22 protein-coding genes and 3 pseudogenes are annotated in these 25,528 nt (G+C 36.9%); 15 read left to right on the top strand and 10 right to left on the bottom strand.

Annotated elements, in window-relative coordinates:
- Nucleotide 1: 1 nt before the first annotated feature.
- The 9 genes from AOR04_RS20995 to AOR04_RS21035 all read left to right on the top strand — a co-directional run bounded on the left by AOR04_RS20995 (nt 2) and on the right by AOR04_RS21035 (nt 6,472).
- On the top strand, nt 2-430 hold the full coding sequence (locus AOR04_RS20995; protein ID WP_096794583.1) for a nuclear transport factor 2 family protein: 429 nt from the start codon (nt 2-4) through the stop codon (nt 428-430).
- A gap of 2 nt (nt 431-432) precedes the next feature.
- Nucleotides 433-1,143, top strand: coding sequence for an SDR family NAD(P)-dependent oxidoreductase (locus AOR04_RS21000; RefSeq protein ID WP_096794584.1), 711 nt, complete (start codon nt 433-435; stop codon nt 1,141-1,143).
- Entirely contained in the window at nt 1,140-2,396 is a 1,257-nt protein-coding gene (locus AOR04_RS21005; RefSeq protein ID WP_096794585.1) for an NAD(P)/FAD-dependent oxidoreductase, read from the top strand. The genes AOR04_RS21000 and AOR04_RS21005 overlap by 4 nt, the downstream gene beginning before the upstream one ends.
- Nucleotides 2,389-3,126, top strand: coding sequence for a DUF1365 domain-containing protein (locus AOR04_RS21010; protein ID WP_096794586.1), 738 nt, complete (start codon nt 2,389-2,391; stop codon nt 3,124-3,126). The genes AOR04_RS21005 and AOR04_RS21010 overlap by 8 nt, the downstream gene beginning before the upstream one ends.
- Nucleotides 3,127-3,165: 39 nt before the next feature.
- Entirely contained in the window at nt 3,166-4,428 is a 1,263-nt protein-coding gene (locus tag AOR04_RS21015; protein WP_096794587.1) for an SAM-dependent methyltransferase, read from the top strand.
- Nucleotides 4,406-4,906 carry a DUF2878 domain-containing protein gene (locus AOR04_RS21020; protein WP_096794588.1) on the top strand — a complete coding sequence of 167 codons (501 nt, stop codon included), beginning with the start codon at nt 4,406-4,408 and terminating at the stop codon, nt 4,904-4,906. The genes AOR04_RS21015 and AOR04_RS21020 overlap by 23 nt, the downstream gene beginning before the upstream one ends.
- A 54-nt stretch (nt 4,907-4,960) precedes the next feature.
- Nucleotides 4,961-5,449: a chalcone isomerase family protein gene (locus AOR04_RS21025; protein WP_096794589.1), complete on the top strand. Its 489-nt coding sequence runs from the start codon at nt 4,961-4,963 to the stop codon at nt 5,447-5,449.
- Nucleotide 5,450: 1 nt separating this feature from the next.
- Nucleotides 5,451-5,990, top strand: coding sequence for a DUF3833 domain-containing protein (locus AOR04_RS21030; RefSeq protein WP_096794590.1), 540 nt, complete (start codon nt 5,451-5,453; stop codon nt 5,988-5,990).
- A gap of 206 nt (nt 5,991-6,196) precedes the next feature.
- Complete coding sequence (locus AOR04_RS21035; RefSeq protein ID WP_002962474.1) at nt 6,197-6,472, top strand: HU family DNA-binding protein; 276 nt, start codon at nt 6,197-6,199, stop codon at nt 6,470-6,472.
- Nucleotides 6,473-6,564: 92 nt separating this feature from the next.
- Here the strand turns inward: AOR04_RS21035 and ilvN are convergent, their stop codons facing one another.
- The gene (gene ilvN / locus AOR04_RS21040) at nt 6,565-7,062 is read right to left on the bottom strand and encodes an acetolactate synthase small subunit (RefSeq protein ID WP_007376319.1); all 498 of its coding nucleotides are present in this window, start codon (nt 7,060-7,062) and stop codon (nt 6,565-6,567) included.
- Entirely contained in the window at nt 7,062-8,786 is a 1,725-nt protein-coding gene (locus AOR04_RS21045; RefSeq protein WP_096794591.1) for an acetolactate synthase 3 large subunit, read from the bottom strand. Before AOR04_RS21045 ends, ilvN begins: the two co-directional genes overlap by 1 nt.
- 493 nt (nt 8,787-9,279) lie before the next feature.
- Here AOR04_RS21045 and AOR04_RS21050 point away from each other — a divergent pair, with 493 nt between their 5' ends.
- Nucleotides 9,280-12,300, top strand: a complete 3,021-nt coding sequence (locus tag AOR04_RS21050; protein WP_096794592.1) for an immune inhibitor A domain-containing protein — start codon at nt 9,280-9,282, stop codon at nt 12,298-12,300.
- Nucleotides 12,301-12,367: 67 nt separating this feature from the next.
- On the opposite strand, the gene AOR04_RS21055 is transcribed toward AOR04_RS21050, so the two are convergent.
- The 6 genes from AOR04_RS21055 to AOR04_RS21080 form a co-directional block, all read right to left on the bottom strand.
- Nucleotides 12,368-13,375 (bottom strand): isocitrate dehydrogenase, encoded by a 1,008-nt coding sequence (locus AOR04_RS21055; protein WP_007376316.1) that lies wholly within the window; start codon nt 13,373-13,375, stop codon nt 12,368-12,370.
- 388 nt (nt 13,376-13,763) lie between these two features.
- A complete protein-coding gene (locus AOR04_RS21060) occupies nt 13,764-15,452 on the bottom strand; it encodes a hypothetical protein (protein WP_096794593.1) in 1,689 nt (562 codons plus the stop codon).
- A 17-nt stretch (nt 15,453-15,469) separates the two neighbouring features.
- Nucleotides 15,470-15,847: a DUF3192 domain-containing protein gene (locus tag AOR04_RS21065; protein WP_007376313.1), complete on the bottom strand. Its 378-nt coding sequence runs from the start codon at nt 15,845-15,847 to the stop codon at nt 15,470-15,472.
- A gap of 69 nt (nt 15,848-15,916) precedes the next feature.
- Entirely contained in the window at nt 15,917-16,690 is a 774-nt protein-coding gene (gene xni / locus AOR04_RS21070; RefSeq protein WP_096794594.1) for a flap endonuclease Xni, read from the bottom strand.
- Nucleotides 16,691-16,700: 10 nt separating this feature from the next.
- On the bottom strand, nt 16,701-18,044 hold the full coding sequence (gene ppnN / locus AOR04_RS21075; protein ID WP_007376311.1) for a nucleotide 5'-monophosphate nucleosidase PpnN: 1,344 nt from the start codon (nt 18,042-18,044) through the stop codon (nt 16,701-16,703).
- A 74-nt stretch (nt 18,045-18,118) separates the two neighbouring features.
- Nucleotides 18,119-19,654, bottom strand: coding sequence for a GGDEF domain-containing protein (locus AOR04_RS21080; protein WP_096794595.1), 1,536 nt, complete (start codon nt 19,652-19,654; stop codon nt 18,119-18,121).
- Nucleotides 19,655-19,858: 204 nt separating this feature from the next.
- Between AOR04_RS21080 and AOR04_RS21085 the strand changes: the two genes are divergently transcribed.
- The 5 genes and pseudogenes from AOR04_RS21085 to AOR04_RS21100 all read left to right on the top strand — a co-directional run.
- On the top strand, nt 19,859-21,646 hold the full coding sequence (locus AOR04_RS21085; RefSeq protein WP_096794596.1) for a M61 family metallopeptidase: 1,788 nt from the start codon (nt 19,859-19,861) through the stop codon (nt 21,644-21,646).
- A 391-nt stretch (nt 21,647-22,037) separates the two neighbouring features.
- Nucleotides 22,038-22,120 (top strand): annotated as a pseudogene (locus tag AOR04_RS21990) (hypothetical protein); the annotation flags it as partial.
- 48 nt (nt 22,121-22,168) lie between these two features.
- Nucleotides 22,169-22,744, top strand: a pseudogene (locus AOR04_RS21090) (S46 family peptidase); the annotation flags it as partial.
- A 55-nt stretch (nt 22,745-22,799) separates the two neighbouring features.
- Nucleotides 22,800-23,897, top strand: a complete 1,098-nt coding sequence (locus AOR04_RS21095; RefSeq protein WP_096792602.1) for an ISAs1-like element ISPsesp1 family transposase — start codon at nt 22,800-22,802, stop codon at nt 23,895-23,897.
- A 29-nt stretch (nt 23,898-23,926) separates the two neighbouring features.
- A pseudogene (locus tag AOR04_RS21100) lies at nt 23,927-24,139 on the top strand (S46 family peptidase); the annotation flags it as partial.
- Between the two features lie 293 nt (nt 24,140-24,432).
- Here AOR04_RS21100 and map read toward each other — a convergent pair.
- Complete coding sequence (gene map, locus AOR04_RS21105) at nt 24,433-25,209, bottom strand: type I methionyl aminopeptidase (RefSeq protein WP_096794597.1); 777 nt, start codon at nt 25,207-25,209, stop codon at nt 24,433-24,435.
- Nucleotides 25,202-25,408 (bottom strand): ParD-like family protein, encoded by a 207-nt coding sequence (locus AOR04_RS21110; protein WP_096794598.1) that lies wholly within the window; start codon nt 25,406-25,408, stop codon nt 25,202-25,204. The genes map and AOR04_RS21110 overlap by 8 nt, the downstream gene beginning before the upstream one ends.
- Nucleotides 25,409-25,528 lie beyond the last annotated feature (120 nt).

The raw sequence follows: 25,528 nt of genomic DNA on the forward strand, positions 1-25,528 counted from the left end.
TATGGATAACCAGTTACCAGTAGATAAATTTGTTGAAATATACCAACAGCTTAATAGCACTAATCTTGATTTATTGAGTGATATTTACTGCGACAACATACAGTTTATAGATCCGATGCATGAAATTAACGGCATTGTAGAATTGCGCAGGTACTTTGCTAATTTATACAGCAATGTTAAGCATTGCCAGTTTGATATTAGTGATTCGTTTAATAGCGGTAACAATGCTTTTATTTATTGGACTATGCATTATGCACATCCAAAGCTCTCATCAGGTAAAACTATTTCGGTAGAAGGTCATAGCAAGCTTATTTTTAAAGATGGCAAAATTATCAAGCACAGAGACTACTTTAATGTGGGCGAGTTGTTATACAAACACATTCCTTTACTTGGTAGCGTTATAAAGCTAATTGATAAAAGGACAGGTTAATTATGATCACACTTATAACGGGTGCTACATCAGGTATTGGCGAGCAGCTAGCAATTAAATATGCGCAGCTAGGAGACACTGTTATAGCTTGCGGACGTAATAGTGAAAAGCTCGCCGAGCTTGCTAAATACGACAATATTCAAGCTTGTAAATTTGATGCAACTAACCTGCAAGATATAAAAGAGTCTACTATTGGCTTTCCTCATTTTGATCGAGTTATTTTAAACGCCGGTAACTGTGAATATATAGATGATGCGCGAAATTTTGATAGTGCATTATTTGAACGTGTAATAAACGTCAATTTACTTTCTATGGGGTATTGCCTTGAGGCGTTACTTCCTAAAATAAATCCAGGCGGCCAGCTTGTTTTAGTTAGCTCAAGTGTTACTTATCTTGCGCTACCTCGTTCAGAAGCTTATGGTGCATCAAAAGCGGGTGTAAGTTACTTAGCAAAAAGCTTAGCTGTTGATTTAAATGATGTTGATGTGACTTTAGTTCATCCAGGTTTTGTAAAAACCCCGCTCACTAGTAAAAATGATTTCCCGATGCCTATGGCCGTTACGGCTGAAAAAGCCGCTGACTACATGATTAAGGGTATTCAAAAACGCCGCAAAGACGTTCATTTCCCTTATCGTTTTACACTTATATTAAAAGCATTACGTATTTTACCACTCCCACTTTGGCTTAGAATCGCAAAAGGATTAGCCCGTTGAAAAAAATAGCAATAATAGGAACTGGTGTATCTGGTTTAACATGTGGGCATTTGCTTCACAAACATTATGATGTAACCATTTTTGAAAAAAATGATTACATAGGTGGCCACACTGCAACAGTTGATGTTGATGTAAGCGGCATCAAATACGCAATAGACACAGGCTTTATTGTGTTTAATGACCGAACTTACCCATACTTTGAAAAACTGCTAAAGCGTATTGGTGTCAATAAACAAAAAACAGAAATGAGCTTTAGTGTTCACAACGAAGCCACTGGTTTTGAATATAATGGCCATACGTTTACAAGTTTGTTTGCACAGCGCCGTAATATTTTCAGACCAAAATTTTGGCGTTTATTGTACGACATTGTTAGGTTTAACAAACTGTGCAAAGCAATGCATGAAAAAGGTGACTATCAATCTGAACAATCATTAGGACAATTGCTTAACGATAACCAGTTTAACGACTTTTTTAAATACCATTATATTCTTCCTATGGGCGCGGCTATTTGGTCTACCAGTATTAAAGAAATGGAAAACGTAGGCGTTGAGTTTTTTGTTAAGTTTTTCTTTAATCATGGGCTTTTAGATGTAACCAATAGACCACAGTGGTATGTAGTACCAGGAGGATCTCGTCAGTACATTAAGCCGCTGATCAGAGGCTTTGCCGACAAAATTAACCTCAATACAAATATTAAATCTGTTACGCGTCAAAATGATGAAGTAACAATAGAGTTTGCCAATGGTGAGCAAAGTAAATTTGATAAAGTAATATTTGCTTGTCATTCAGATCAGGCGCTTGCACTACTTGGTGATGCTACGGAGCAAGAAAAGTCAGTATTGGGGGCAATTGCTTACACTGAGAACTCAGTGGTGCTGCACACCGATACAAACCTTTTACCAGATAGAAAAGCGGCATGGGCAAGCTGGAACTACCTACTTAATAACAACACTGATAAAGCAGCTGTTGTTACTTACCAAATGAATATTTTGCAAGGTATACAATCGGATACACAGTTTTGTGTAACGCTTAATCATCTTGAAGGAATAAGCCAAAGTAAAATTTTGCGCGAGTTTACCTATCATCACCCTGTATTTAACCAAGAATCTATTGCTGCTCAAAAATTAAAACACAGTATTGATGGGAACAATAATAGTTATTTTTGTGGTGCTTATTGGTACAATGGCTTCCATGAAGATGGTGTACACAGTGGTGTAGATGTGGCTAAACAGCTTGGGGTCGAATTTGACTAGTGCAGTTTATTTAGGCGATGTAAAACATCGCCGTTTTGCTGTTAAAGAACATCGTTTTAGCTATCCTTTGTATATGATGTGGGTCGATCTAAACAATCCTCAGCAATTAAATGGTGTACATAAAAACTTAGGTACATCAGGCTTAAAAGCCTTAAAGTTTAACGAGGCAGATTACCTTCAAAGTTTATCAGCTTCTGACCAATTTCCCATTATTGAACGTGCTCATAAGCAACTTTCTTCATTAGGTATAAAGGAAACATTTACTCATGTTTATATGCTTGGGCAACTACGCTGTTTAGGGGTTTATTTTAGCCCTGTTAATTTTTACTTTTTTGGTAATAGCGATAATAGCTTTACGTATATGATTGCTGAAGTAAGTAATACACCGTGGAATGAACGCCATTACTATTTAGTCTCCCTAGAAAAAAAAGTGAACTTTAAGAAGGTTTTTTCCGTATCACCTTTTATGAATTTAGATATGAACTATCATTGGCATATTCGACAGTCGCCTGATAAAACATTGATACATATTGAAAATAAACGAGATGAAGTATTATTATTTGATGCAACACTTCGTTTGAAACGTGCAGAGCTTACTAATCAAGAAGTCAGTAAGTTACTAAAACGTTTTCCGGCCATGACGTGGTCGATATTTAAAGGTATTTACCATCAAGCGCTAAAGTTATTTATAAAGCGAGTGCCTTTTTTAGGTCACTCAGGTAGGCCATAAAACATATACAGATAGTTAGAACAATAAATAGGTATTTTAATGGATAAAGTGTCGAGCTTAAATTGTGAACAAAGCACTAGTTGGTTAACTAACATATATAAAAAATTAGTAACTAAAGCCTTTTCGTCAATTAAAACTGGTCAAATAGTTTTGATTGAGGGAAACGAAAGAACTATTTTTGGGGATTCATCTTCAGAACTAAAAGCAACTGTTACAGTTAATGATAAAGCTATGTATAAAGCGTTTGCATTATCTGGGAGCGTTGGCGCTGGTGAAGCGTATATTTTGGGTCACTGGTCTTGTGACAACTTAACTTCATTTATAGAAATATTTGCTATAAACGAAAAGCAACTCGATGAGTTTGAAAAAAAATTCGCATTTTTTAGCAATGTCGCACACCGGTTCAATCATATAAAAAATAAAAATTCTGAATCAGGATCTAAAAAGAATATTGTTGCTCATTACGACTTAGGTAATGATTTGTACGAATCATTTTTAAGTAAAGAAATGCTTTACTCAAGTGCTGTATATCCTACAAAAGAAGCGACACTTGAAGAGGCTCAACTATACAAGCTTAAACGCATTTGTGAGCAAGTTGAGCTTCAAAAAAATGACTCAGTAATTGAAATTGGTACAGGGTGGGGGGCTTTTGCTATATATGCAGCCACGCATTATGATTGCCATGTTACAACAACAACGATATCTGACGAACAGCACGATTACGTAGCAAATAAAATTATTGAGCTTGGTCTTGAAAATAAAATAACGTTACTCAAGCTCGATTACAGACTATTAAAAGGCAAGTACGATAAGCTTGTTTCTATCGAAATGATAGAAGCGGTGGGCCATGAATACTTACCTAGCTTTTTCACCAAATGTGGTGAACTGTTGAAAGATGATGGTGCTATGCTCATACAAGCTATAACTATTGGCGATCAGCGTTATAAGCACTACTTAAAAAATTCTGACTTTATCCAACAGTATATTTTTCCGGGCGGATGTTTGCCATCACTTAACGAAATGAGTGAGCAGATTAAAAATAATACCGACATGGTAATTCATACTGTTAATGATATTGGTGCTCACTACGCACGAACATTAGCAGATTGGCGAACTCGTTTTATAAAAAGCTGGCCAGATTTGGACCGTTCAAAATTTGATGAACGCTTTTATCGCTTGTGGTTATTTTACTTTGCTTATTGCGAAGGTGCGTTTAGAGCTAGAGCTACAAGCACAGTGCATTTAATGGCACGTAAACCGAGGTTTATGAGCGATAACGATGATATTGCGCTCGGTTATTAATTTTTTTTTATTTCAAGCAGTGTGGTTTTTATCATTGCTGCTTGAGGCTAATTCGCTATTTTTTAGCGGATTAATTATTGTTTTAATGTTTTGTTTGTCAAAGCAGAAAAAACAAGACACCTTACTACTAATTAAAGCCCTACCTTTAGCAATGTTGTTAGAGTTTATAGCGGTAAAGTTAGGCTTGTTAGAATTTAAAGTTTATCCCTTTCCTCTATGGCTCGCCTTTTTATGGGTTGCATTATTACTTTCTTTAAACACCTCAATGATCTTTTTAGGTAGGTTAAAACTTTGGCAGGCCTTTTTAGTATGCATGGCTTTTGCGCCAGCAAGTTATTGGGCTGGAGCACGCTTTGAAGTAATAAGTTTAGGGTTCCCTTTATGGCAATTCTGGCTCGTTTACGGGGCGCTTTGGTCTACAGTGTTTACTGCTATTCTTTTTATAAACCAAAAAATCAAGTTATTTATCAATCGCTGATCTTCCATAATTTCTATTTCGTAACATTACCCATTGACTCAAAGGAAGCTTATTTTGAAATCTTTACTAAAGGCAGTTACTTTTTATTTGCTTACAACTTCAATTGTTTTAGCTAACACACAATTCAATAAAGTAGGCGAAGCACGAATGGAGTATTTATTTTGGGATGTATATGACGCTGTGCTATTTACCCCTTCAGGTAATTACAGCGCAGGAACACATCCTATTAAGTTTAAGCTTACCTATTTACGCGACTTTGAAGCTAAAGGAATAGTTAAAGCAACAAATGAGCAGTGGGAACATCTTGGAAAAAAAGAGCTAGCTGATAAATATGACAGTAAATTATTGTCTATTTGGCCTGATATAAAAAAGGGTGACTCACTAACATTAGTGACAAATGAGCAAGGTATGAGCACTTTTTATCATAATGATGAAAAAATGGGTGAAATTGATGAACCTCAATTTTCGAGTGACTTTTTAGCTATTTGGCTTGATGAAAAAACCTCTGAGCCAAAACTACGAAAGCAACTATTAGGGAATTAATATGAATATATTAAACACGTTAAAAACAGCATTGATCTGCTCATCAGCTCTACTTTTAATTAGCTGTTCAGCGCCAAATGTTGAACATTATAAAAACACATCGCCAAATTTCGACTTTAAAACATTTTTTAGTGGAAATTTAAAAGCCTATGGCGTTGTACAAGACTTTAAGGGCGAATTGACCCGCAAGCTGGTTGTTGATATGAATGCAACGTGGGATGGTAACCAGGGCGTTATTGAGGAAGATTTTGTTTACGATGATGGTGAAACACAAAAACGTATTTGGAAAGTAACGCTTAATAACGATAACAGCCTAACGGGCACTGCTGATGATGTTATTGGTGTAGCTAAAGGGAAAAGTAATGGCAGTGTATTTCATTGGAACTATAATGTTGAACTTGCATATGATGACAGCACTTTAAACGTTAATTTTGACGATTGGATGTACTTGGTTACACAAACGCGCTTGATAAACCGCACATCTATTGTTAAGTTTGGTGTCGAGGTCGGGGAAGTGACCTTAGTTATCGAAAAAATATAGTTTATTATGTTGCCTAAGTTGCACCAAAATTGTACTTAAATTAAGTTGTTGTTAACTCAACATGCTGTATTTTACCGAGAATTATTTAAATTTTATGTGTTTTTGAAGATTTTAAACAAAAAATGCAATTTGCTGTTGCTAACTGTTTAAAAATGCATAAAGATAGGATTTGCGAAGGCAAAATAATAACGAATAGGAATCTAACAATGAATAAAGCTCAATTAGTTGAAAAAATTGCTACTGATGCAGAAATCTCTAAAGCTGCCGCTACTCGTGCTCTTGACGCGTTTACCGGTGCTGTAACTTCTTCTTTAAAAGAAGGTGATTCAGTAGCGTTAGTTGGTTTTGGTACTTTCTCAGTAAAAGAACGTGCAGCTCGCACTGGCCGTAACCCACAAACGGGTGCTGAGATCCAAATCGCAGCAGCAACTATCCCAAGCTTTAAAGCAGGTAAAGGTCTTAAAGACCAAGTAAACCCTTAATAGGTTTAACAAATTAAATAAAAAAAGGGCTAATTAGCCCTTTTTTTTTATCTATTAAAAAGCCAAATTTCAATGGCTTAATTATAGGTAAGTTATGCTTTTAAGGCTTTATCGCCTCTTCCTATGCCTACAGCACCTGAGCGCACAACTTCAATAATGTCAGTTTCATGTCGCAACGTATCTAAAAATGATTCTATCTTATCTGTGCTACTAACAAGTTGTAGGCTGTAACTTTGACGTCCCATATCTAAAATAGCGCCTTGGAAAACATCGACCACACGGGTTACTGCAGCACGGGTTGATTCATCTTGCGCGAATACTTTAACTAATAAAAGCTCGCGTTCGATGTGACTCATCTCGGTTAAATCTATAATCTTTAATACATCAACAAGTTTATTAACTTGCTTTGTTATTTGCTCAACAACACGGTCATCACCCATGGTGGTAATAGTGATACGCGATAATGATTGATCATCAGTTGTACCTACAGTCAGGCTATCAATATTGTATGCACGTTGTGAAAAAAGCCCAACAATACGTGATAGAGCACCGGGTTCATTTTCTAATAATATAGATAAAATACGACGCATTATGCTTTTACTCCTTTACGTAACCACATCTCATCAATGCCACCTAATTTAATTTGCATTGGATATACATGCTCTTTTTCGTCGACAAGAATATCTAAAAAGACTAAGCGGTCGTTTATGCTCATCGCCCTGTCAATTGCAGGTTGTAGTTCATCAAGCGTATTTACTTGAATACCTACATGTCCGTAGCTTTCAACTAACTTAACAAAATCAGGGAGGGAATCCATGTAAGATGATGAATGGCGTCCGCCGTAAACCATATCTTGCCATTGACGTACCATACCTAAAGAGCGGTTATTAAGTGATACAACTTTTACCGCAAGGTTGTACTGTAAACAGGTAGATAGTTCTTGGATATTCATTTGAATAGAGCCATCACCTGTAATACATACAGATTCTTTATCCGCAAAGGCTAGCTTTACACCCATTGCAGCAGGTAAACCAAAGCCCATAGTGCCTAGGCCGCCTGAATTTATCCACTGACGAGGATGTTTAAATGGGTAGTATTGCGCTGCAAACATTTGGTGCTGACCAACGTCAGAACTTACGTAAGCATCGCCATTAGTGGCTTTATAAACAGCTTCTATAACGGCTTGTGGTTTAATTTTTTCGCTATCAGTGTTGTAGCTTAAACATTTTTGTTCGCGCCAGCTGATAATTTGACGCCACCAATCTTCTTGTGCGCTGCGGTCGATTTTAATTGGGCTTTTATCGATACCTGCTTGTAGTTGCTCCAGCACCGTTGCTAAGCAACCCACAACGGGAATATGCGCTTTGATTGTTTTAGAAATAGAGGTTGGGTCTACATCTACATGTACAATTGTGGCATTAGGGCAAAACTTTTGAACATTATTAGTTACCCTGTCATCAAATCGGGCACCTAATGCCAAAATAACATCGGCGTTAGCCATTGCTTTGTTTGCTTCTAGTGTACCGTGCATGCCTAACATACCGACAAAGTTAGGGTGCACACCTGAAATACCACCCAATCCCATTAGTGTGTTTGTAATTGGCGCATTTAACGATTCAACTAAGTGTGTTAATTGCTCTGACGTGTTTGAAATAACAATGCCGCCACCCGAATAAATAACAAGCTTTTTAGCTTCTAAAATGGCAGTAACAGCTTTTCGAATTTGCTTAGAGTGACCTTTAGTATTAGGACTGTAGGTTCTAAGTTCTGTTGTTTGAGGAAATTCGTATTCAAACTTAATCGCAGGGTTTAGCATGTCTTTAGGGAGTTCAACTACAACTGGGCCTGGACGACCTGTACTGGCTATATAAAAGGCTTTAGCGAGTATTGCAGGGATGTCTTTAGCACTTCTACAATTAAAGCTGTGTTTAACTATAGGGCGAGAACAGCCAACAATATCAGTTTCTTGGAATGCATCGTCACCAATTAAATTTGTAGGTACTTGGCCTGATAATACAACCATAGGAATTGAATCCATGTAGGCCGTTGCAATACCTGTAATACAGTTTGTAGCGCCAGGGCCTGAGGTTGCAAGCACAACACCCACGTCACCAGTTGCTCGTGCATAGCCGTCGGCCATATGCGTAGCAGCTTGCTCGTGACGCACGAGTATGTGTTCAATATCATCTTGTTGAAAAAGTGCATCGTATAAATCTAATACTGAACCACCGGGGTAGCCAAATATGTATTTAACCTTTAAATCTTTTAATGCCTGAACAACTAGTTCAGAACCATTATATTCTTGTTTGCTCATCCTCATCCTCATTCCTCTGTGCGCTTTTTATGCATAAAAAAACCCCCGCGTAGTGCGAGGGTTTTTAAAAAGCAGTATCACCTTTTAATACATCCCCGCTGGGCTTATAACTAAGACCAGTACGAGTACGACTAAAAGATTAATGTGTGTGTTCATAGTTTTTACTCTACTTAGCAAAACACTGCTTTTAAATTAAAAATTCTGTATAGGTTTATTTTTAAGGGTTTTGAGCCTTTATGTCAACCTTGAAAGCGGTTTTTTGCATTTTAAATTCGTTTTGTGGCTTTTTTTAATTTAAATCTGCAGAAACTCTGTGTTTAACTGAGTTTACTAGCAGAAATTATGCACTTTAGGTTGTGGGTTCGATTTTAGATATAAAAATAGTGAGAGACCATTAACTTTTATTGCATATGTTAACTATATGTTTTTATCGCCTGTTTAAATTCCTATTATTAGGTATGATTACTACATAATTATGTTTGAGGAAAACACAGTGAAAAAAGTGATGTTAATTGCGCTTTTAACTACGCTATTAAGCCCAATAGTGGCAGCTAATAATATAAGTCCGCATGATGTTGGTATAACTAACGAAGAACGTATTTTATATTGGCTTAAAAAAAGAGACCAAATATCCTCAAGTGAGTTAGATAGTTCATTTAAGTCATATATGAGTAATAAAGAAGCTGCCAGTCACTCAATTAAAAATGGCTTTAGGCAATTTAAATCCTCCTCTAACGTTTTTTCAAACACAAATAAACAGCAGGTTGCTTTTTCAACGTCACTAGTGCCAGATCAAAGTGTTAATGATGTAAAAGTGTTAGCTATCTTAATTGATTTTCCTGATCTAAAACATGACGACAATCAGCTTGTAGAGCAAGACACCGACATGTTTTACGCTGAATATTCAACTGAGCACTATCAGCAAATGCTTTTTAATACTCAAGGTTATACGGGCCCTGATGGACAAAGCTTAAAAACGGCTGCTGATTATTATAAAGTGGCTTCGGGGAACAGCTTAAACTTTAACGGACAGGTATATGGCTGGGTAACCGCTGATAGCAATGCAAAAATATATGGTGAGCGCCAAGGCAGTACACGGGATATAAATGCACCCGCTTTAATTAAAGAGGCTGTGGAGAAGGCGGTTGCAAAGTTTAATATTAATTTAGCGGATTATGATTTAACCGATTTAGATGATATTGATGGCGACGGTATTGTTAATGAACCTAATGGCATCATTGACCATGTAATGATTTTTCATTCAAGTATTGGTGAGGAAGCAGGTGGCGGTTACCTAAGCACCGATGCTATTTGGTCGCACCGCTACTATGTGTTTGATGAAAATAGCGGGCCGAGCGAGATTGCAGGCAGCAATATTAAGCTCTTTGGTTATACCATTAACCCTATTGATGCAGGGATTGGTGTGGTAGTGCATGAGTTTGGACATGACTTAGGATTATTGGATGAATACGACTTGCAATCTAACACGGTAGGTGAACCCGTCGCGTCTTGGTCAGTTATGTCGACAGGAAGTTGGGCTGGTTCGCCAAGAGGCTCAGAGCCGGTTATGTTTAGTCCTTATGCGCTTGAGTATTTACAAAAACGATACCGGGGTAACTGGGTTAACCAGCTTACGCTTGATATGGATGAGATAGAGGCTAACTCACAGCAAACATTAATTAATACTGCGAGTATTTCACAACTGCAAAATCAAATAAAAATAACACTGCCACCAAGGCTCGAAAAATTTAGGGCTCCAGTAGAAGGTGATTTTCAATACTATTCAAATACGGGCGACAATATTAGCAACAGCTTAGCGAATACAATAGCGCTACCAAGCACAACTGAGACACTTACTTTAAGCTTTATTGCTTATTACAGTATTGAGCGCGATTACGATTTAGTTCAAGTAAAAGTAAATGGCGAGCCAATCGCGAGTAATTATACGCAAGCGCTTAATCCATACTACGGTGATATTGGCCCATATATCTCAGGTGATTCATTTCTTAATAGTGATGCTAAGCAACCTAACGGCTATTTAACCCATAAATTTGATTTATCAGCTTATGCTGGGCAAACAATTGATTTAAAAATTGAATACATAACAGATGCGAACACACATTATTATGGTTTTGTTGTTGATGATATGCGCATTGAGCAAAGTGATACTTTAATTTGGCAAAATAATGCACAAGATCAAGTTAACACTGAGTTTAATGGCTTTGAAAAAATTGGTAATTACACATATGCATCACCATCACATTACTATTTACAATTGCGTTCATACACAGACGTTGACAGTAGCTTACAAGCAGAGCAGTACTCACCGGGGTTATTATTGTGGTACAGCAATGAATCTCAAGCAGATAATAATACTACCGAGCATCCAGGCAGTGGTTTTGCATTAGTGGTAGATGCCGATCAGCGCTCAATAAATAAAGGCAGTACGCAAACTCCGGCTGCTTCAGCAATTCAAATACGTGATGCTGCTTTTAGTCTATACCAACAAAGGGCAGGGTTAGGTGATGATGATTTATCAGCTATCACCCAGTTCACTGATAAAAACGATTATAGCTTTTCAGCGCAAAAACCATCGGGTGTTATGCTTCCACAGGTTGGTTTTGGGTTTAATATTATAAATCAGTCAGCTGATAGTGAAGACATAGAAGTAGAGCTTAATTACGATGTCACTAAGGGTATTAATTTTACCAAAACAGGTTTAACCGTTAATTTTAATGTAGAAGGTTTTGCACTCACGCCTTCGGATACATTTACGTGGAATTTTGATGATGGTAGCTCAAGCATAGAGTTAACCCCTACTCATGAATACCAAGACTATGGCACTTACAACGTTGAGTTTATGGCAAGTAATGGTACTTCAGATCAAGTAGCTGTAGTTCAAGTTACACTAGCTGAACCATTATCTGTAAATGAAATTGAATATGAAATAAACCAAGGAACTTTAACAGCTGAGGCTTCGCTTACAGGTGGGGTCGCACCGTATACTTATAATTGGCAGCTAGGGGATGGAAGTACTTTAACGACGCAATCGCTTACTTATAATTATTTATACTCTGGTGATTACCAAGTAACGCTTACAGTGACGGATAACGAAGGCACGGAGCAAACTAAAGCGATTGATGTAACTGCAACTGTTCCGCTTAGCATAAACGCAAACGCTACCGTTAGTGATTTAAGCGCACAATTTAATGCCCAAGTAACCGGCGGCTTTAATAGTTATACTTACAGTTGGGATTTTGGTGATGGCAGTGCGTTATCAAATTTACAAAACCCAATACATACTTATCAAACTGACGGGACATACAACGTAACGTTGAATGTTACTGATACTCAAACCAATGATACTTTTACTAAAGAGTTATCTGCTACTGTGCAAAAACAACAAAGTAGTTCGGGGTCAAGTGGCGGATCACTTTCAGGTTTATTAGGATTACTACTTTTGGGCTTATTTAGGTTTAATACTAACTTGCATAAATACACTAGGTTAGTATAAACGTAGTTAGCAAACATAAAAAAGCCCGCTAAATTAGCGGGCTTTTTAAATTAATAACAAATATTAATTATAAACGGTCAATTACTGATTGAGTGAAATCAGTTGTACCGTGGCTGCCACCTAAATCGCGAGTTGTACGGTCGCCTGATTTAATTACATCAGCAACAGCACTACGAATACGCTCTGCTGTATCGCCCATATTTAAATGCTCAAGCATTTGAATAGATGCTAAAATTACAGATGTTGGGTTAGCTAGATTTTTGCCTGCAATATCAGGCGCGCTACCATGTACAGCTTCAAAAATTGCTGCGTCTTCACCAATGTTAGCACCAGGTGCCATACCTAAACCGCCAACTAAACCAGCACAAAGGTCAGATAAAATATCACCAAATAAGTTAGTCGTAACAATTACGTCAAACTCTTCAGGTGTCATTACCAGCTTCATACATGTTGCATCAACAATCATTTCATTTGATTCAATTTGTGGGTAACGCTCTGCTACTTCACGTGCTACTTTTAAAAACAAACCAGATGTTGATTTTAAAATGTTAGCTTTATGAACGGCAGTTACTTTTTTACGACCTTCGCGTACCGCTAGCTCGTATGCAAAAGTTACGATTTTTTCTGCGCCTTCACGCGTAATTATCGATTTTGCTTGTGCTTCATTTCCGTCTTCACTTACTACTTGGCCAGCACCTGAGTACATACCTTGGGTGTTTTCACGAATAGTAATGATATCAATATCGTCGTAACGCGCTTTAGTACCAACAAATGATTTAACTGGGCGTACGTTAGCGTATAAACCAAATTGCTTACGAAGCGTTACGTTAATAGACGTAAAACCTTCACCTACAGGCGTAGTTAAAGGACCTTTTAATGTGATTTTATTTCTAGCAATGGTATCAACCGTTTCTTGCGGAAGTAACTCACCTGTTTTTTCAAGTGCTGCAAGGCCTGCATCAACAAATTCATAATCAAAGTCGCAACCTGCGGCTTTTAATATTTCAAGTGCTGAGTCGATAATGCTCGGACCGATGCCGTCGCCTTTGATCACTGTGATGGTTTGTTTGGCCATTGACTTTTCCTTTAAAGATTTTGATTTGCACATAAATTATTACTCTGAGAGAGTAACAGCTTGTTAGGTCATTTATGTGAATGGGATTGAAAATTGTAAGGGCGCATTTATACCAACTTATCGCCCATTTTGCCAGTTTATACTACAAATACTGGGTATAAATTGTATTTATAATGGAAATAAAAAGACTAAATAACCTGAACACAGATATAAGATATTTACTAACATATTGAACCATAATGATATTTAAAATTATTTTTCTAGCCAGAGATTTTCAATGAAAAAAGGCGAATTTGCGCGTCATTAGCTTGCTTATTGCAAGTAGATTAAACGCAGTTAGCGTCAGGTTTAATCCCTCAAATTGATTAAGTATTATTACGGATTGGTATTAAATAGTATTAGATAAGGCAAGCTCTTGGAGCTGTTCATTAAATAAGTGATGGTTTTCCCATTTTTGAGTAGTTAATTGCTGATCTAATATTTGCTGTTGCCAAGTGCTTAGCTTTAGCTGCGGTTTAAATACGGTTTGTGTAAGCGCCTTTATTGCTACCCATAGTTTACTGCGTTCGTTGAGCTGCTTTTTTGGAAGATGTTCAGCTTCCAATAATGCGATTGCCCAAGGGTTATCACTTAATAGTAATGTAAGTTGTGCTTTTAGCTGCTCAGTTTCTAATGAACTAACACCAAAAAAGGCACTAATAGGCGTATTCAATGTGGTGTTAGGTGTTTCATCAATCATTATTTTTCTAGATATATGTGTACTGCATTGTGTTAATAAAAAATAAGCATAGCCATAGAGAGGAAGTGCGATATGTTCAAATTGAATCATTTTATTTTTACTAACCAATAGAGCAATAATTTCTACTATGCACTCTAGTCGCGTTAAAACAAATTGTTGTAAAGGGTGAGGAGTTACCTTAACCAGTTGCTCAAATATAACTCGCTGAATAATTGCAGGGGCGTTAAAATAACCAACCATAGATAGACTATGTTTCAAACTTTTAGCCGCTTGATGTTCATTATTATAAGGTTTTACAGCCTCACATAGATTTTCTATTACATTAGGATAAGGCGCCATAATTTGGCTTAACGCTTTGTAGCTGTATTCATGCTGCAACTTAAGACGACTAATTAACTCTATCAAAGCTAGCGACCCATTATTTAGTATATTGGCAGTGGAAGTTATATGCTCACTGTCCCATACACTAATTTGGATACGTGAATCATTTGATTGCCACTGGATAGCGTTGCTGTTTAGCAATGCCTTGACTCTATACCACGCTATTTTATTTTTATTCTCGACGTTTATTAGTATATGACGCTGCTGATTGTCGCTGGCCAAATACACCATTAATTGATCATTATATATAACTCGGCTACCCGGTAATAATGGGCCTATATGTGCGATTAAAAATTTTATTAGCTGTTGCGCAAATAGGTTAGGTGTACGTATATATAAATCGCCAAGAGCTTTAAAAAGACTAATATGTTGTTTAGGAGGGCTATAAGTAATGTTCATTGCAATTATATTAGCGATAGCAACAAGCGTAATGCCACCATCATAAAGCATTATTTTTGGTGTAGTGACTAATGCTTGCTTGTACTTAGTTAGTTTTGCAAGAACTTGCGTTATTGGTTTTGCTGAATCACCGCCAGTTAAGATTATTTTAGCGGTGAGCTGGTGGCGTAATTGCCATATTCTTTTATCACTATCACTAAACTTTAACTGTTTGGAAAGCTTGTTTAGTTGCTCACCCACACATAAGTGATCAACAAGTGCAGCACAGATATATAATTCACTAAGCTGATTATTGTATTGCTGGCTTTTACACAAAGCAGCGGTTAAAACACATTGATTGATAACCAAATTAACAGAATAACTATATTTAGGGTTAAATACAGCACACCTAGCTTGTAAAGCTACAGGGTATTGCTCATATAATTCTCTGTATTGCTCAGAAAGTTTACATACTGCAGGGTAGACTGTCTGCCATTGTTTTTTTACATTATATAAAGTTAAAAATAGTTTTGTATTTTCAAGTAATTGGTTTAGTTTGACAGAAATAGGCTCATTCATTATGCCTTCACCTAGTTTTAATCCTGATATTTTTTATAAGCACTAGGCCCCCACAAAATAAGTTGACCATTTTTAAATAACAGTCCGGTACATTCATCTATGGTTGTTATGCCATCGGACGTTTTATGTTGCGTGCGATAAAAAATGATTTGAAGTACTTCATCACTATTGCGTTTTGCAAAAGTAAGATCTGGGCTGCCTAAGTAGTCAAGTACACTATTAATAGTAGTAGGCTGCTCTAGTGAAAGCTTTTCGATATAACGTTTATTAAATGCTTCGCGGTCTTGCCAAATCATCGCTTGGGGGTCATCTTTATAAAAAGTGATCACCAATGTTGCTATTAGCGCATATAGCCCTAAACCTAGAATTAAATACCTAAAAAACTTTTTCAACATTATTTACTCTGGTCACAGAATCTAATAATAGTATACGTATTGTAATTAGCACACGCTATAAACATGCGACTAACTAAGCCTTAATTGCTTTAAACTAAAACCCAAGTTTATATCCGTGCGTAAACTAACCAGTTGTTTTGAGATTACATACATATCCATATTTGCTTCTAGCTTTTTATGAATACTTGGGCTTAGTAATTTATCTTCTAGCGCTTGCTCAACAGTATTATAATTATTAATAAGTTGTTGAGCCGACTTTATCCCTATGCCTTTTACGCCTGGAATATCATTGGTTTTATCACCAGCGAGTGCCCAAAAGTCTACTAACCTACTTTGTTGAACTCCAAAACGTTCTTTTATACTGTGCTCATCAAGATATTGCTTTTTAAAGTAATCATAAATAGTTATGTATTGACCTAAATGAGGTAAGAAACCTTTGTCAGTAGATACAATTGTGTTGCTTACATTATTCGTTGCAGCTTTGCACGCAAGGGTGGTAATAATGTCGTCAGCTTCGTCATTAATCGGTTCAAATACTACAATACCTGTTTCTTCAATGGCTGTTTTGAAATGTATTAATGCATCTTTCAAAATTTGTGGCATTGGCGAGCGTGAATGTTTGTAATTTTTATAGAAATGGTAACGCCAACTTCTGTCACCATCAAACACAGCAATAGCATGCGTGGCGTTGGTAGTGTTTAGTAGTTTTTTGCATGCATGAGCTACTCTAGCACAACATGCTTCGATCATTTGATCATCACTGTGGTGTTTTTGGTTTACGTCAACCGCGTAAATGCGCCTAATTAGATTAAGCGCATCTATAAGAAGTAAATGTGGTTTCAAATTATTAAACTCATGCTTTTATTTCATAACATGGAGTGTACTTACTACCAGGGAGTTTCATACGTCCTTGGTCAACAAATGCCTGAAGCAGTTTATCCATATCTTTCATCAAAGCGGGTTCACCGCTTAAAATATAACGGCCATTTTGTTTAATCGCTTTTATACCTTCGTCTTTTACATTGCCGGCAACAATTCCTGAAAATGCTCGTCGTAAATTAGCTGCTAATAACTGTTTTGGTTGATTAAGGTGTAAATCAAGACCAGCCATATTTTCATGGGTTGGTGCAAAAGGTTGCTGAAAATCGTTATCAATCTTTAGCGTCCAGTTAAAGTAATACGCATCACCTTCGCTTTTACGATAATTGCGTACATCAGTCATTGCTGACTTTAATGTTTGTCCAACTAATTTAGGGTCATCAATAATTACTTCAAATTTGTTGAGCGCTTCTTTACCTAATGTCATTTCAACAAATTCGCACAGTTCTTTAAAATAAGCTTCGCTTTCTTTTGGGCCCGTTAAAATCACAGGCATGCATTGTTTTGCGTTGTCAGGATGTAACAATATACCTAATAAATACAAAAGCTCTTCTGCGGTGCCAGCTCCACCAGGAAAAATAATTATAGCGTGAGCGGTGCGTATAAATGCCTCTAAACGCTTTTCTATATCAGGTAAAATTACCAGCTCATTTACAATTGGGTTCGGTGGTTCAGCAGCAATAATACTTGGTTCAGTCAAGCCTAAGTAACGATTATCTTTAATGCGTTGTTTCGCGTGGCCAATGGTGGCTCCTTTCATAGGGCCTTTCATTGCGCCAGGTCCACAGCCTGTGCAAATATTTAAACCGCGTAAGCCTAATTCGTATCCCACTTGCTTAGTATATTTGTATTCTACTTCATTAATAGAATGTCCGCCCCAACAAACTACCATGCTAGGCTCGCTATTTACGCGCAATGCATCGGCATTTCTTAGCATGTCAAACACCATATGAGTAATGGCTTTTTGTTCTTTAAGATTTTTTTCGTATTTTTGACATATAAATAAAATATCGCGGATAACAGAGAAAATATGTTCGTGAATACCGGTGATGATCTCACCATCTACAAAAGCAGTTAAGGGTGGATTTTCAAGCTCAATTTTAATCCCGCGTTCACGGCTCAATAGGCGTATATCAAAATCTTGATACTTATCATAAATTTCGTTGCTGGCGTCCGTATGACTCCCTACGTTTAGCACAGCAAGTGCACAATTTCTAAATAGTTTATAGCGCTCGCTAGTGGATGATTGCTCTAATAAATCAACTTCTAGTTGTGACAATAAATCTAAAACCCCAGTTGGGTTTAATTGTATTAGCATCGGCGTTCTCCTTACTATTCTTTTATGTAAATTACCACTTCGTGATATCTTTTATTTAAAATAAAAATATCACATTATTTACTTATACAAAGACGATCCCGACCTGTATTTTTCGCTTCATAAAGAGCATCATCTGCTCGGTCAAAAGCGATTATAGGTGTATCGCCTTTCTTTAACTGAGTAACACCTAGAGAAATAGTTATTTCAATTTGTTTATCTTTAAATTTAAAAGGAATACTTTTAATTATCTTCCTCAGTTTATCAAGAGGGGCCGTAGCATTTATGAGCGAAGTACTAGGCATAAGTAAAACAAACTCTTCACCGCCATAACGGGCAATAAAATCTGATTTTCTAACAGATTTTTGTAGTGCTTTGGCTATAACTTGTAGTGTTATATCCCCAGCAGTATGACCAAATCTATCATTAATGGATTTAAAATGGTCAACATCAATCACCGCAAGAGTGACATCCGATGACTGAACATTAAATAGGTGTATTTCATGGTTGTAACGTTCATCAAATGCAGCACGATTAGGCAGTTTTGTTAAACTATCCAATAGACTTTTAAAACGTTGTTCGTTTAAGCGTTTTTTATATTTTGTTAGTTTGCTTTCAAGGCTACCAATACGACCATTAATTTCATCAAAGCTAGAAACCAGCATTTCTCTGTCAGTGCGTTCAAGTTTTTCTTTTGCAATAAAGTCTTTACTAAGCGATTTTAATTCGTTATCAACCAACTCTTTTAAAGATGATATAGAAGTTGCATTTTGTGTTTGCACATTAAGATTTTTAATTTTACTTTCAATGTTTTTATTTAAAATATCAAACTCAACTCCCATCGATTTTGAGTGTTTACTTGTTGATACAATCGAATGATGTAAATCTTCAAGTGTTTGGTTTAAAGAAGATAAAAAGCTTTGTGCCGATTTACGCTCTTTATTAATATTCTTTACAATAACACTAATTATATTAATAGAAGCCTTTAACAGTGCATCTAACGTGTCGCTTTCTGTAATACAATTTTTTATGTATTTAATTTCTTCAGTTGCTTCGTCTTCCAACACTAATTCGTTAGCTAATTTTAGTAATTCTTGTGCAAGCTCAGGTGTTGCAGTACATTCATCGTCAGACGCAGGTTCTAGTTTGAGACTTAATGTTTGATGATAAAAAGAAATTAGTTGGTCAAGTAAAGGTATAAAATCATGGGTAGAGTGCACTTGATTAATTTCGTGATCTAATAAATGGCGAAGTGTTCTACGTGTATCCTCTGGTAACCCTTTTGTTTTTTGCAGTTGTTTACCAGCATTCTGTACGCTGCTATACAAATCTCGTTGTTGGGAGAGTTGCACTGATTCTTGGTTTTTTAATAAAACAATTGTTTCACTTATCAATGGCGATAGATCTTCAAAGCTGACACCTTTAATGAGTGCAGCCCTGAACTTAGCAAGCCTATTGTCTAATTCAGTATCAAGGCCTTTACAACTCAATGATAATTTAGCTGAGAAATCAGAAAGAGTGTCCACCTGATATTTACGCGCGTCTTCAACAGCCATTCGGGCGTCAATTGCTTGTTTTAGTTTCTTATCTGTAGCGTTAGATTTATCAGACACCTAAGCTTACCGCCATCGTATTAGTTATATTATCTTCAGTTTACAACAAATTTTTGTTATGTGTAGTTATCTAACTAAAAACTTAGTAATTTTAGTAAGCTAATGCGTATAAACTCATGTACAAGACTCTTTATCGTATTTAATTCACATTTAAATCCGAGCTTGTTAATCTAGCTAATAATTAAGTTTCTATTAAGAGTTTTTATGAAAAAGTTATTAGCTTTATCGATTGTAGCTGCATGTTCTACTTCAGCTTTTGCTGATGTAAATTACGAATTAAAAATATCTGAACCACAGCATCATTTGGGTAATGTAAGTGTTGAATTTCCAAAATCAGCACAATCTCATATCGATGTAAAACTTCCTGCTTGGCGTACCGGGCGATACGAAATTTTAAACTTAGCCAATGGCGTACGTTACTTCAATGCAAAAGATGAAGATGGCAAAGAGTTAACGTGGGAAAAAATTGACCATAGTACATGGCGTGTACATCTTAATAAGCCAACAGAAGTTAATGTTGATTATCAAGTGTATGCAAATGAACTAGGCAAACGCGCCCGTCATATTGACGACAGCCATGCATTTATTGATGCATCAGGCTTTTTTATGTTTAGCGAGTCGTTTCGTCAAGAGCCAGTAACAGTCAATTTAGATATACCTAAAAAATGGCGTTCTGTATCAGGTATGGATAATTTAGAGGGTAAAAATTCATTCAAAGCAGCTAACTACGATGTGCTTGTTGATTCGCCAATAGAAACAGGTATAAATCAATTACACACATTTGAAGTAGATGACCGCGAATATGACTTAGTTGTATGGGGCGATGGTAACTACGATGTAGATTTAATGCTTACAGATCTGAAAAAGCTAGTAGCGACAGGTAATGTAATTTGGGATGGCTATCCGTATGAACGTTATGTATTTATGGTACATGCAACGTCGGGAGCGGGTGGTGCAACTGAGCATTTAAACTCTACTATTATACAACGCCCACGCGATCGATTTGGTAGCCGAGAAGATTACTTAGGTTTTATAAGCACAGCCGCACACGAATTTATTCATACATGGAATGTAAAAGCATACCGCCCACAGGGGTTAGTGCCGTACGATTACACGAATATGAATTACTCTAAACTACTTTGGATCGCAGAAGGTTCAACAAGTTACTTTGAAGATCATTTATTAGTGCGCTCAGGCATTCAAACAACAGATGAATTTTTTAAAGTAATGAGTAAAACAATCAACCGTCATTTACAAACACCGGGCCGTGAAGTGCAAAGCGCAAGTGAAACAAGTTTTGATAAATGGATTAATCAAGGTGGCGATCACGCACGTAACTACAGCACCAATATATATTCAGAAGGTTCGTTACTTTCACTTGCTTTAGATATCGACTTACTAGAAAAAAGCCAAGGTAAAATAAGCTACCGCGATGTGCACAAAGCACTTTATAACAATCATAAAATGCCAGCAGGGTTTACAGACGTAGATGTGCTTAACATTTTAAAAGATTTAACAGGGCGTGATTACTCAAGCTGGTGGCAAAAAAATGTAGAATCGCCTGCAAGTATCAACTTTGATGAGTTACTTGCTAAAGTGGGCTTAAAATATGAACGACCAGAAAAAGCAAAAGCGCTTGCGAGTATTGACGCCACCGCTAAAAATACCGGTGAGTTACTAACACTAAGTTACGTTCGTCGTGGCGGAAGTGCATGGGAAGCGGGTTTAACTACCGATGATAAAATTGTTGCTATAAATAAGCATCATGTAGGTAAAGATTTAAAAACGAGCCTAGAAACATTTAAAGCAGGCGAGAAAGTAACCGTTGACTATATTCGTCGCGATGCTCTTGATAGCTTAACATTAGTATTATCAGAAGATTTTGATAAACCTAAAAAAGTGGTTGCTAATAAAGACGCTACGCTTGAACAAAAAGCGCTATTTAAAGCGTGGATAGGTGTAGAACACCCTGCAGAAGTAAAAAAAGACTAAAAGTGATTTATACCAACCTGCATAAATACTTGAACAATTTAACGAATTAAATTTCACTATAACGTCGTTAAAAATTTTTTATTTAGAACAACTAGATACAAAAATTTTTGCCTAGTTCTGGCGTGATTTTCTTAACGTTAAATAGACTTCATATATAAGCAGATTGGTATTAAATCTAGTTTAAATACATTAATTTAAAGTAAGGGAGTGTGTGCTCCCTTTACTTTGTCATTTATCCATCTTAGTAATGGCTCAATTATTTAACAAGTAGATTGGTTAGTATCGAACAAACAATAAAAAGGATTCTATAATACGTTTAAAACCTCTTGTGTCTACATTAGCAGCCACATTTGCACTATCACTTTCAAGTAACGCCATTGCCGACGAAGGCATGTGGCAACCTCATCAACTTCCAGAGTTAGAATCAATTTTAAAAGCTAAAGGGCTTGAAATTGATGTTGAATCTATTTCTAAATTAACCGAATTCCCAATGAATGCGGTAATTAGCTTGGGTGGCTGTACAGCGACGTTGATAACGTATTTAAAGTACAAAATGGGTTTGATAAAGCAAGCCAAAGCGCGTTACTTGATAGCATGTATGAGCAGTCAAGACTTGATAATGCCACTGTTCGCACTTCATTATTTGAGCAATCATTTAGCCAGCTAAATCAAAGCCAAGACCCATTTGTGCAGTACGCTAAAGCAATATTTAAAGTAATGAAAGCAGAGGAAGATAAATCAAAAGCACTTGCAGGTAAATTACAAGCAGCTCGCCCAGAGCTAATGAGCGCAATCATTGCGTTTAACAAAGCTAAAAACAAACCTGTATACGCCGATGCCAACAGCACACTACGTGTAACCTATGGCACCGTAGGCGGCTACTCACCTCAAGATGGTTTGGTAGCAACACCCTTTACATCGCTTGAAGGGTTACTCGCTAAAAACACCGATGTTGACCCATTTAATGCACCTAAAAAGTTGCAAGAGCAAATTAAAGCCAAGCTTTACGGTGATTACACGGGCGGCATGAATACAGTACCCGTTAACTTTTTATCAAATGTAGACACTACCGGTGGTACAGGGCGGGATCACACTTTGTAAATAAACAAATTTTATGATCTAATACCATAAATTTAATCACCTTAAACTTATTATGTCACTCTTCTCCCATTTAGAACTCGTCAAAGATAATCGTTCACATATAAATCAACACCATAACTTAGTTGATGTGCTTTTTCTTATTATTACTGCCGTTACATCAGGGTGTGAAAACTGGCAAGATATTGAAGTCTATGGCGAAAGTAAGCTTAATTGGTTAAGAGGATTTCGTTCTTTCAAAAATGGCATACCCACTCGACATAGTATTGCTCGGATTTTTAGAACCGTTGATACTGACTCATTACTACTCGCGATGTATAGCTGGGTCAATCAAAACCGCGTTAAATCAGCGCATCCTGTCATTGCCTTCGATGGCAAAACTATTCGCGGAGCAAGTAAACACATTGCTGATAAATTACACCTCGTCTCAGCATTTGATTGTGAGGCAGGTCTCACATTATTCCACCAAACAGTTGGCAGTAAGACGAATGAAATACCGGCAGTTCGGGATTTATTGAAAATACTCGATATCAATAACACCGTCATTACACTTGATGCTTTGCACTGCCAAAAAGAAACGCTAAAACAGCTAATTAGCAGACATGCAGATTATCTAGTGCAAGCAAAGGGTAATCAAAAGAAACTTTATAGCGCGATTCAAGATGCATTTACACACCAGTATGAATCTGAAAACTCAGAGATACTTAGTCATGTAACACAAGATGCAGGGCATGGGCGAAAAGAAGTACGCACGATAGATTGTCTTGATGCGCGTTTATTACCGAGTGAAATTAAAGAGAGCTGGCCATCAGTTAGGACAATCGTTGCGGTGCAGCGAGAGCGAACGAAGGGTAATAGAACGAGTATTGACACACATTACTACCTAACATCGTTGACAGACAATATATTGATAAGTAAAGCAATAAGACAACATTGGCTGATAGAAAATCAGCAACACTGGATACTGGATGTCGTATTTAAAGAAGATGCCTGTCAAATAAATGAGCCATTAAGTGCGCAACATATGGCACTATTTAGACGCGTCGTTAGGAACATGATAAAGCAGCATACGAAAAGCAAGGGGTCAATAAGAAGTAAGTGTGTAAGAGCTTGTTATGATGATGCTTTTAGAGAAGAACTTCTTTTTGGTTAACATTTTTAACAAAGTATGCTCGCGCCCTGACCGGTGGTAACTCAGGTTCGCCAACACTTAACGGTAAAGCAGAGCTTGTAGGCTTACTGTTCGACGGTGTTTACGAAAGTATTATTGGTGACTGGGATTACAACCCTGAGCTTAATCGCTCAATCCACGTTGATTCACGCTACATGTTGTGGGTAATGGATAAAGTAGATAATGCACAAAACTTGTTAGACGAAATGACAATCGTAAAATAAGTAATTAGTGAGATAAGAGAAGGGCGCTTACCGTAAAGGAAGCGCCTTTTTTTGTTAGGACGGGATTAAAACCGATTAATAAATTTTTTCTTCTTTATACAGGAGTTTAACTCGCACAAATATAGTAAAACCGTAAAGCGTGGCATAAAGCCCCGCCTACAAATATAACGCCAGCCCTGTAGGCGGGAGTTTACCGCGCGCAAAGATAGGAAAACCGCAAAAGCGCGGCATAAAGCCCCGCCTACAATATAACGCCAGCCCTGTAGGCGGGAGTTTACCTCGCGCAAATAATGCTAAGCACTCTTCTCTTCATCGCGAAGTGTTAAAACTTCGAAGCCCGTTTCTGTTACTAGAACGGTATGTTCCCATTGAGCAGAAAGTTTCTTGTCTTTTGTTACGACTGTCCATCCATCTTTTTTAGTTTTTACTTTCTTGGAGCCTTGGTTGATCATAGGCTCTATAGTAAAGGTCATACCTGCTTCAAGTACCAACCCTGTATGAGGTTTACCATAGTGCAAAACTTGCGGCTCTTCATGCATTTCTTTACCAATACCATGACCGCAATATTCACGTACTACACTATACCCAGAAGATTCAGCGTGCTTTTGAATAGCATAACCAATATCACCAAGCGTTGCTTTTGGCTTTACCACCTTAATACCTTCCCACATAGCATCATAAGTCGTTTTAACCAAACTTTTGGCTTCTGAGCTTGTCGCTGCAAAAGTATACATTTTACTTGAATCACTGATATAACCATTTTTCTCTAAGGTAATATCAATATTTAAAATATCTTTGTTTTTTAATTTATAAATATTATTGGGTACACCATGGCACACTACGTCATTAACAGATGAGTTCAATGAATACCGATAGCCATATTGGCCTTTACTGGCAGGACGAGCATGTAACACATTGGTAATATAGCTTTCTACTTTAGTGTCTATATCTAACGTAGTTATGCCCTCGCAAATAAAATCATCAAGCATTTTAAATACCTGAGCTAAAAGCTTACCTGATTCTCTCATGAGCTCAATTTCTGCATCAGTCTTTATTGTTACTTTACTCATGCAAAAGCTCCTGAATAGTAAGCTTTTCTTTTATAAGTTGTTTTTTAATTATTTCTTGGTAAGTGAGTGTTGGGTTTAATTCAGCAAGCATGCCTATTTTAATCCAAAACTCTGCTTGTGAATTGATAGATCTGGACATGATATTACTCGATTTTCTAATTTCTTCATGCAGCCCGTCTGATATTTTTACTATTCCCATTATATATACCGTATATGATTTATATACACATCGTATGCATTGAGGGTTGTGATGTCAACATAGACGTTTTACAGTATGTTTTTGCTCACTACCCTTTGTGTTTATATTTAATTATACGGC

The sequence above is a fragment of the Pseudoalteromonas sp. 1_2015MBL_MicDiv genome (genome assembly GCF_002407505.1).
Lineage (GTDB): Bacteria > Pseudomonadota > Gammaproteobacteria > Enterobacterales > Alteromonadaceae > Pseudoalteromonas > Pseudoalteromonas fuliginea.

What these genes read in the sequence shown, in the direction of transcription:
- ilvN (WP_007376319.1), bottom strand. Translation starts at nt 7,062, where the DNA reads ATGCGTCGTATTTTATCTATATTATTAGAAAATGAACCCGGTGCTCTA.
- AOR04_RS21110 (WP_096794598.1), bottom strand. Translation starts at nt 25,408, where the DNA reads ATGGGAATAGTAAAAATATCAGACGGGCTGCATGAAGAAATTAGAAAA.
- AOR04_RS21060 (WP_096794593.1), bottom strand. Translation starts at nt 15,452, where the DNA reads ATGAATGAGCCTATTTCTGTCAAACTAAACCAATTACTTGAAAATACA.
- AOR04_RS21045 (WP_096794591.1), bottom strand. Translation starts at nt 8,786, where the DNA reads ATGAGCAAACAAGAATATAATGGTTCTGAACTAGTTGTTCAGGCATTA.
- AOR04_RS21020 (WP_096794588.1), top strand. Translation starts at nt 4,406, where the DNA reads ATGATATTGCGCTCGGTTATTAATTTTTTTTTATTTCAAGCAGTGTGG.
- AOR04_RS21030 (WP_096794590.1), top strand. Translation starts at nt 5,451, where the DNA reads ATGAATATATTAAACACGTTAAAAACAGCATTGATCTGCTCATCAGCT.
- AOR04_RS21065 (WP_007376313.1), bottom strand. Translation starts at nt 15,847, where the DNA reads ATGTTGAAAAAGTTTTTTAGGTATTTAATTCTAGGTTTAGGGCTATAT.
- AOR04_RS20995 (WP_096794583.1), top strand. Translation starts at nt 2, where the DNA reads ATGGATAACCAGTTACCAGTAGATAAATTTGTTGAAATATACCAACAG.
- AOR04_RS21015 (WP_096794587.1), top strand. Translation starts at nt 3,166, where the DNA reads ATGGATAAAGTGTCGAGCTTAAATTGTGAACAAAGCACTAGTTGGTTA.
- ppnN (WP_007376311.1), bottom strand. Translation starts at nt 18,044, where the DNA reads ATGCTAATACAATTAAACCCAACTGGGGTTTTAGATTTATTGTCACAA.
- AOR04_RS21035 (WP_002962474.1), top strand. Translation starts at nt 6,197, where the DNA reads ATGAATAAAGCTCAATTAGTTGAAAAAATTGCTACTGATGCAGAAATC.
- AOR04_RS21055 (WP_007376316.1), bottom strand. Translation starts at nt 13,375, where the DNA reads ATGGCCAAACAAACCATCACAGTGATCAAAGGCGACGGCATCGGTCCG.
- map (WP_096794597.1), bottom strand. Translation starts at nt 25,209, where the DNA reads ATGAGTAAAGTAACAATAAAGACTGATGCAGAAATTGAGCTCATGAGA.
- AOR04_RS21000 (WP_096794584.1), top strand. Translation starts at nt 433, where the DNA reads ATGATCACACTTATAACGGGTGCTACATCAGGTATTGGCGAGCAGCTA.
- AOR04_RS21085 (WP_096794596.1), top strand. Translation starts at nt 19,859, where the DNA reads ATGAAAAAGTTATTAGCTTTATCGATTGTAGCTGCATGTTCTACTTCA.
- AOR04_RS21095 (WP_096792602.1), top strand. Translation starts at nt 22,800, where the DNA reads ATGTCACTCTTCTCCCATTTAGAACTCGTCAAAGATAATCGTTCACAT.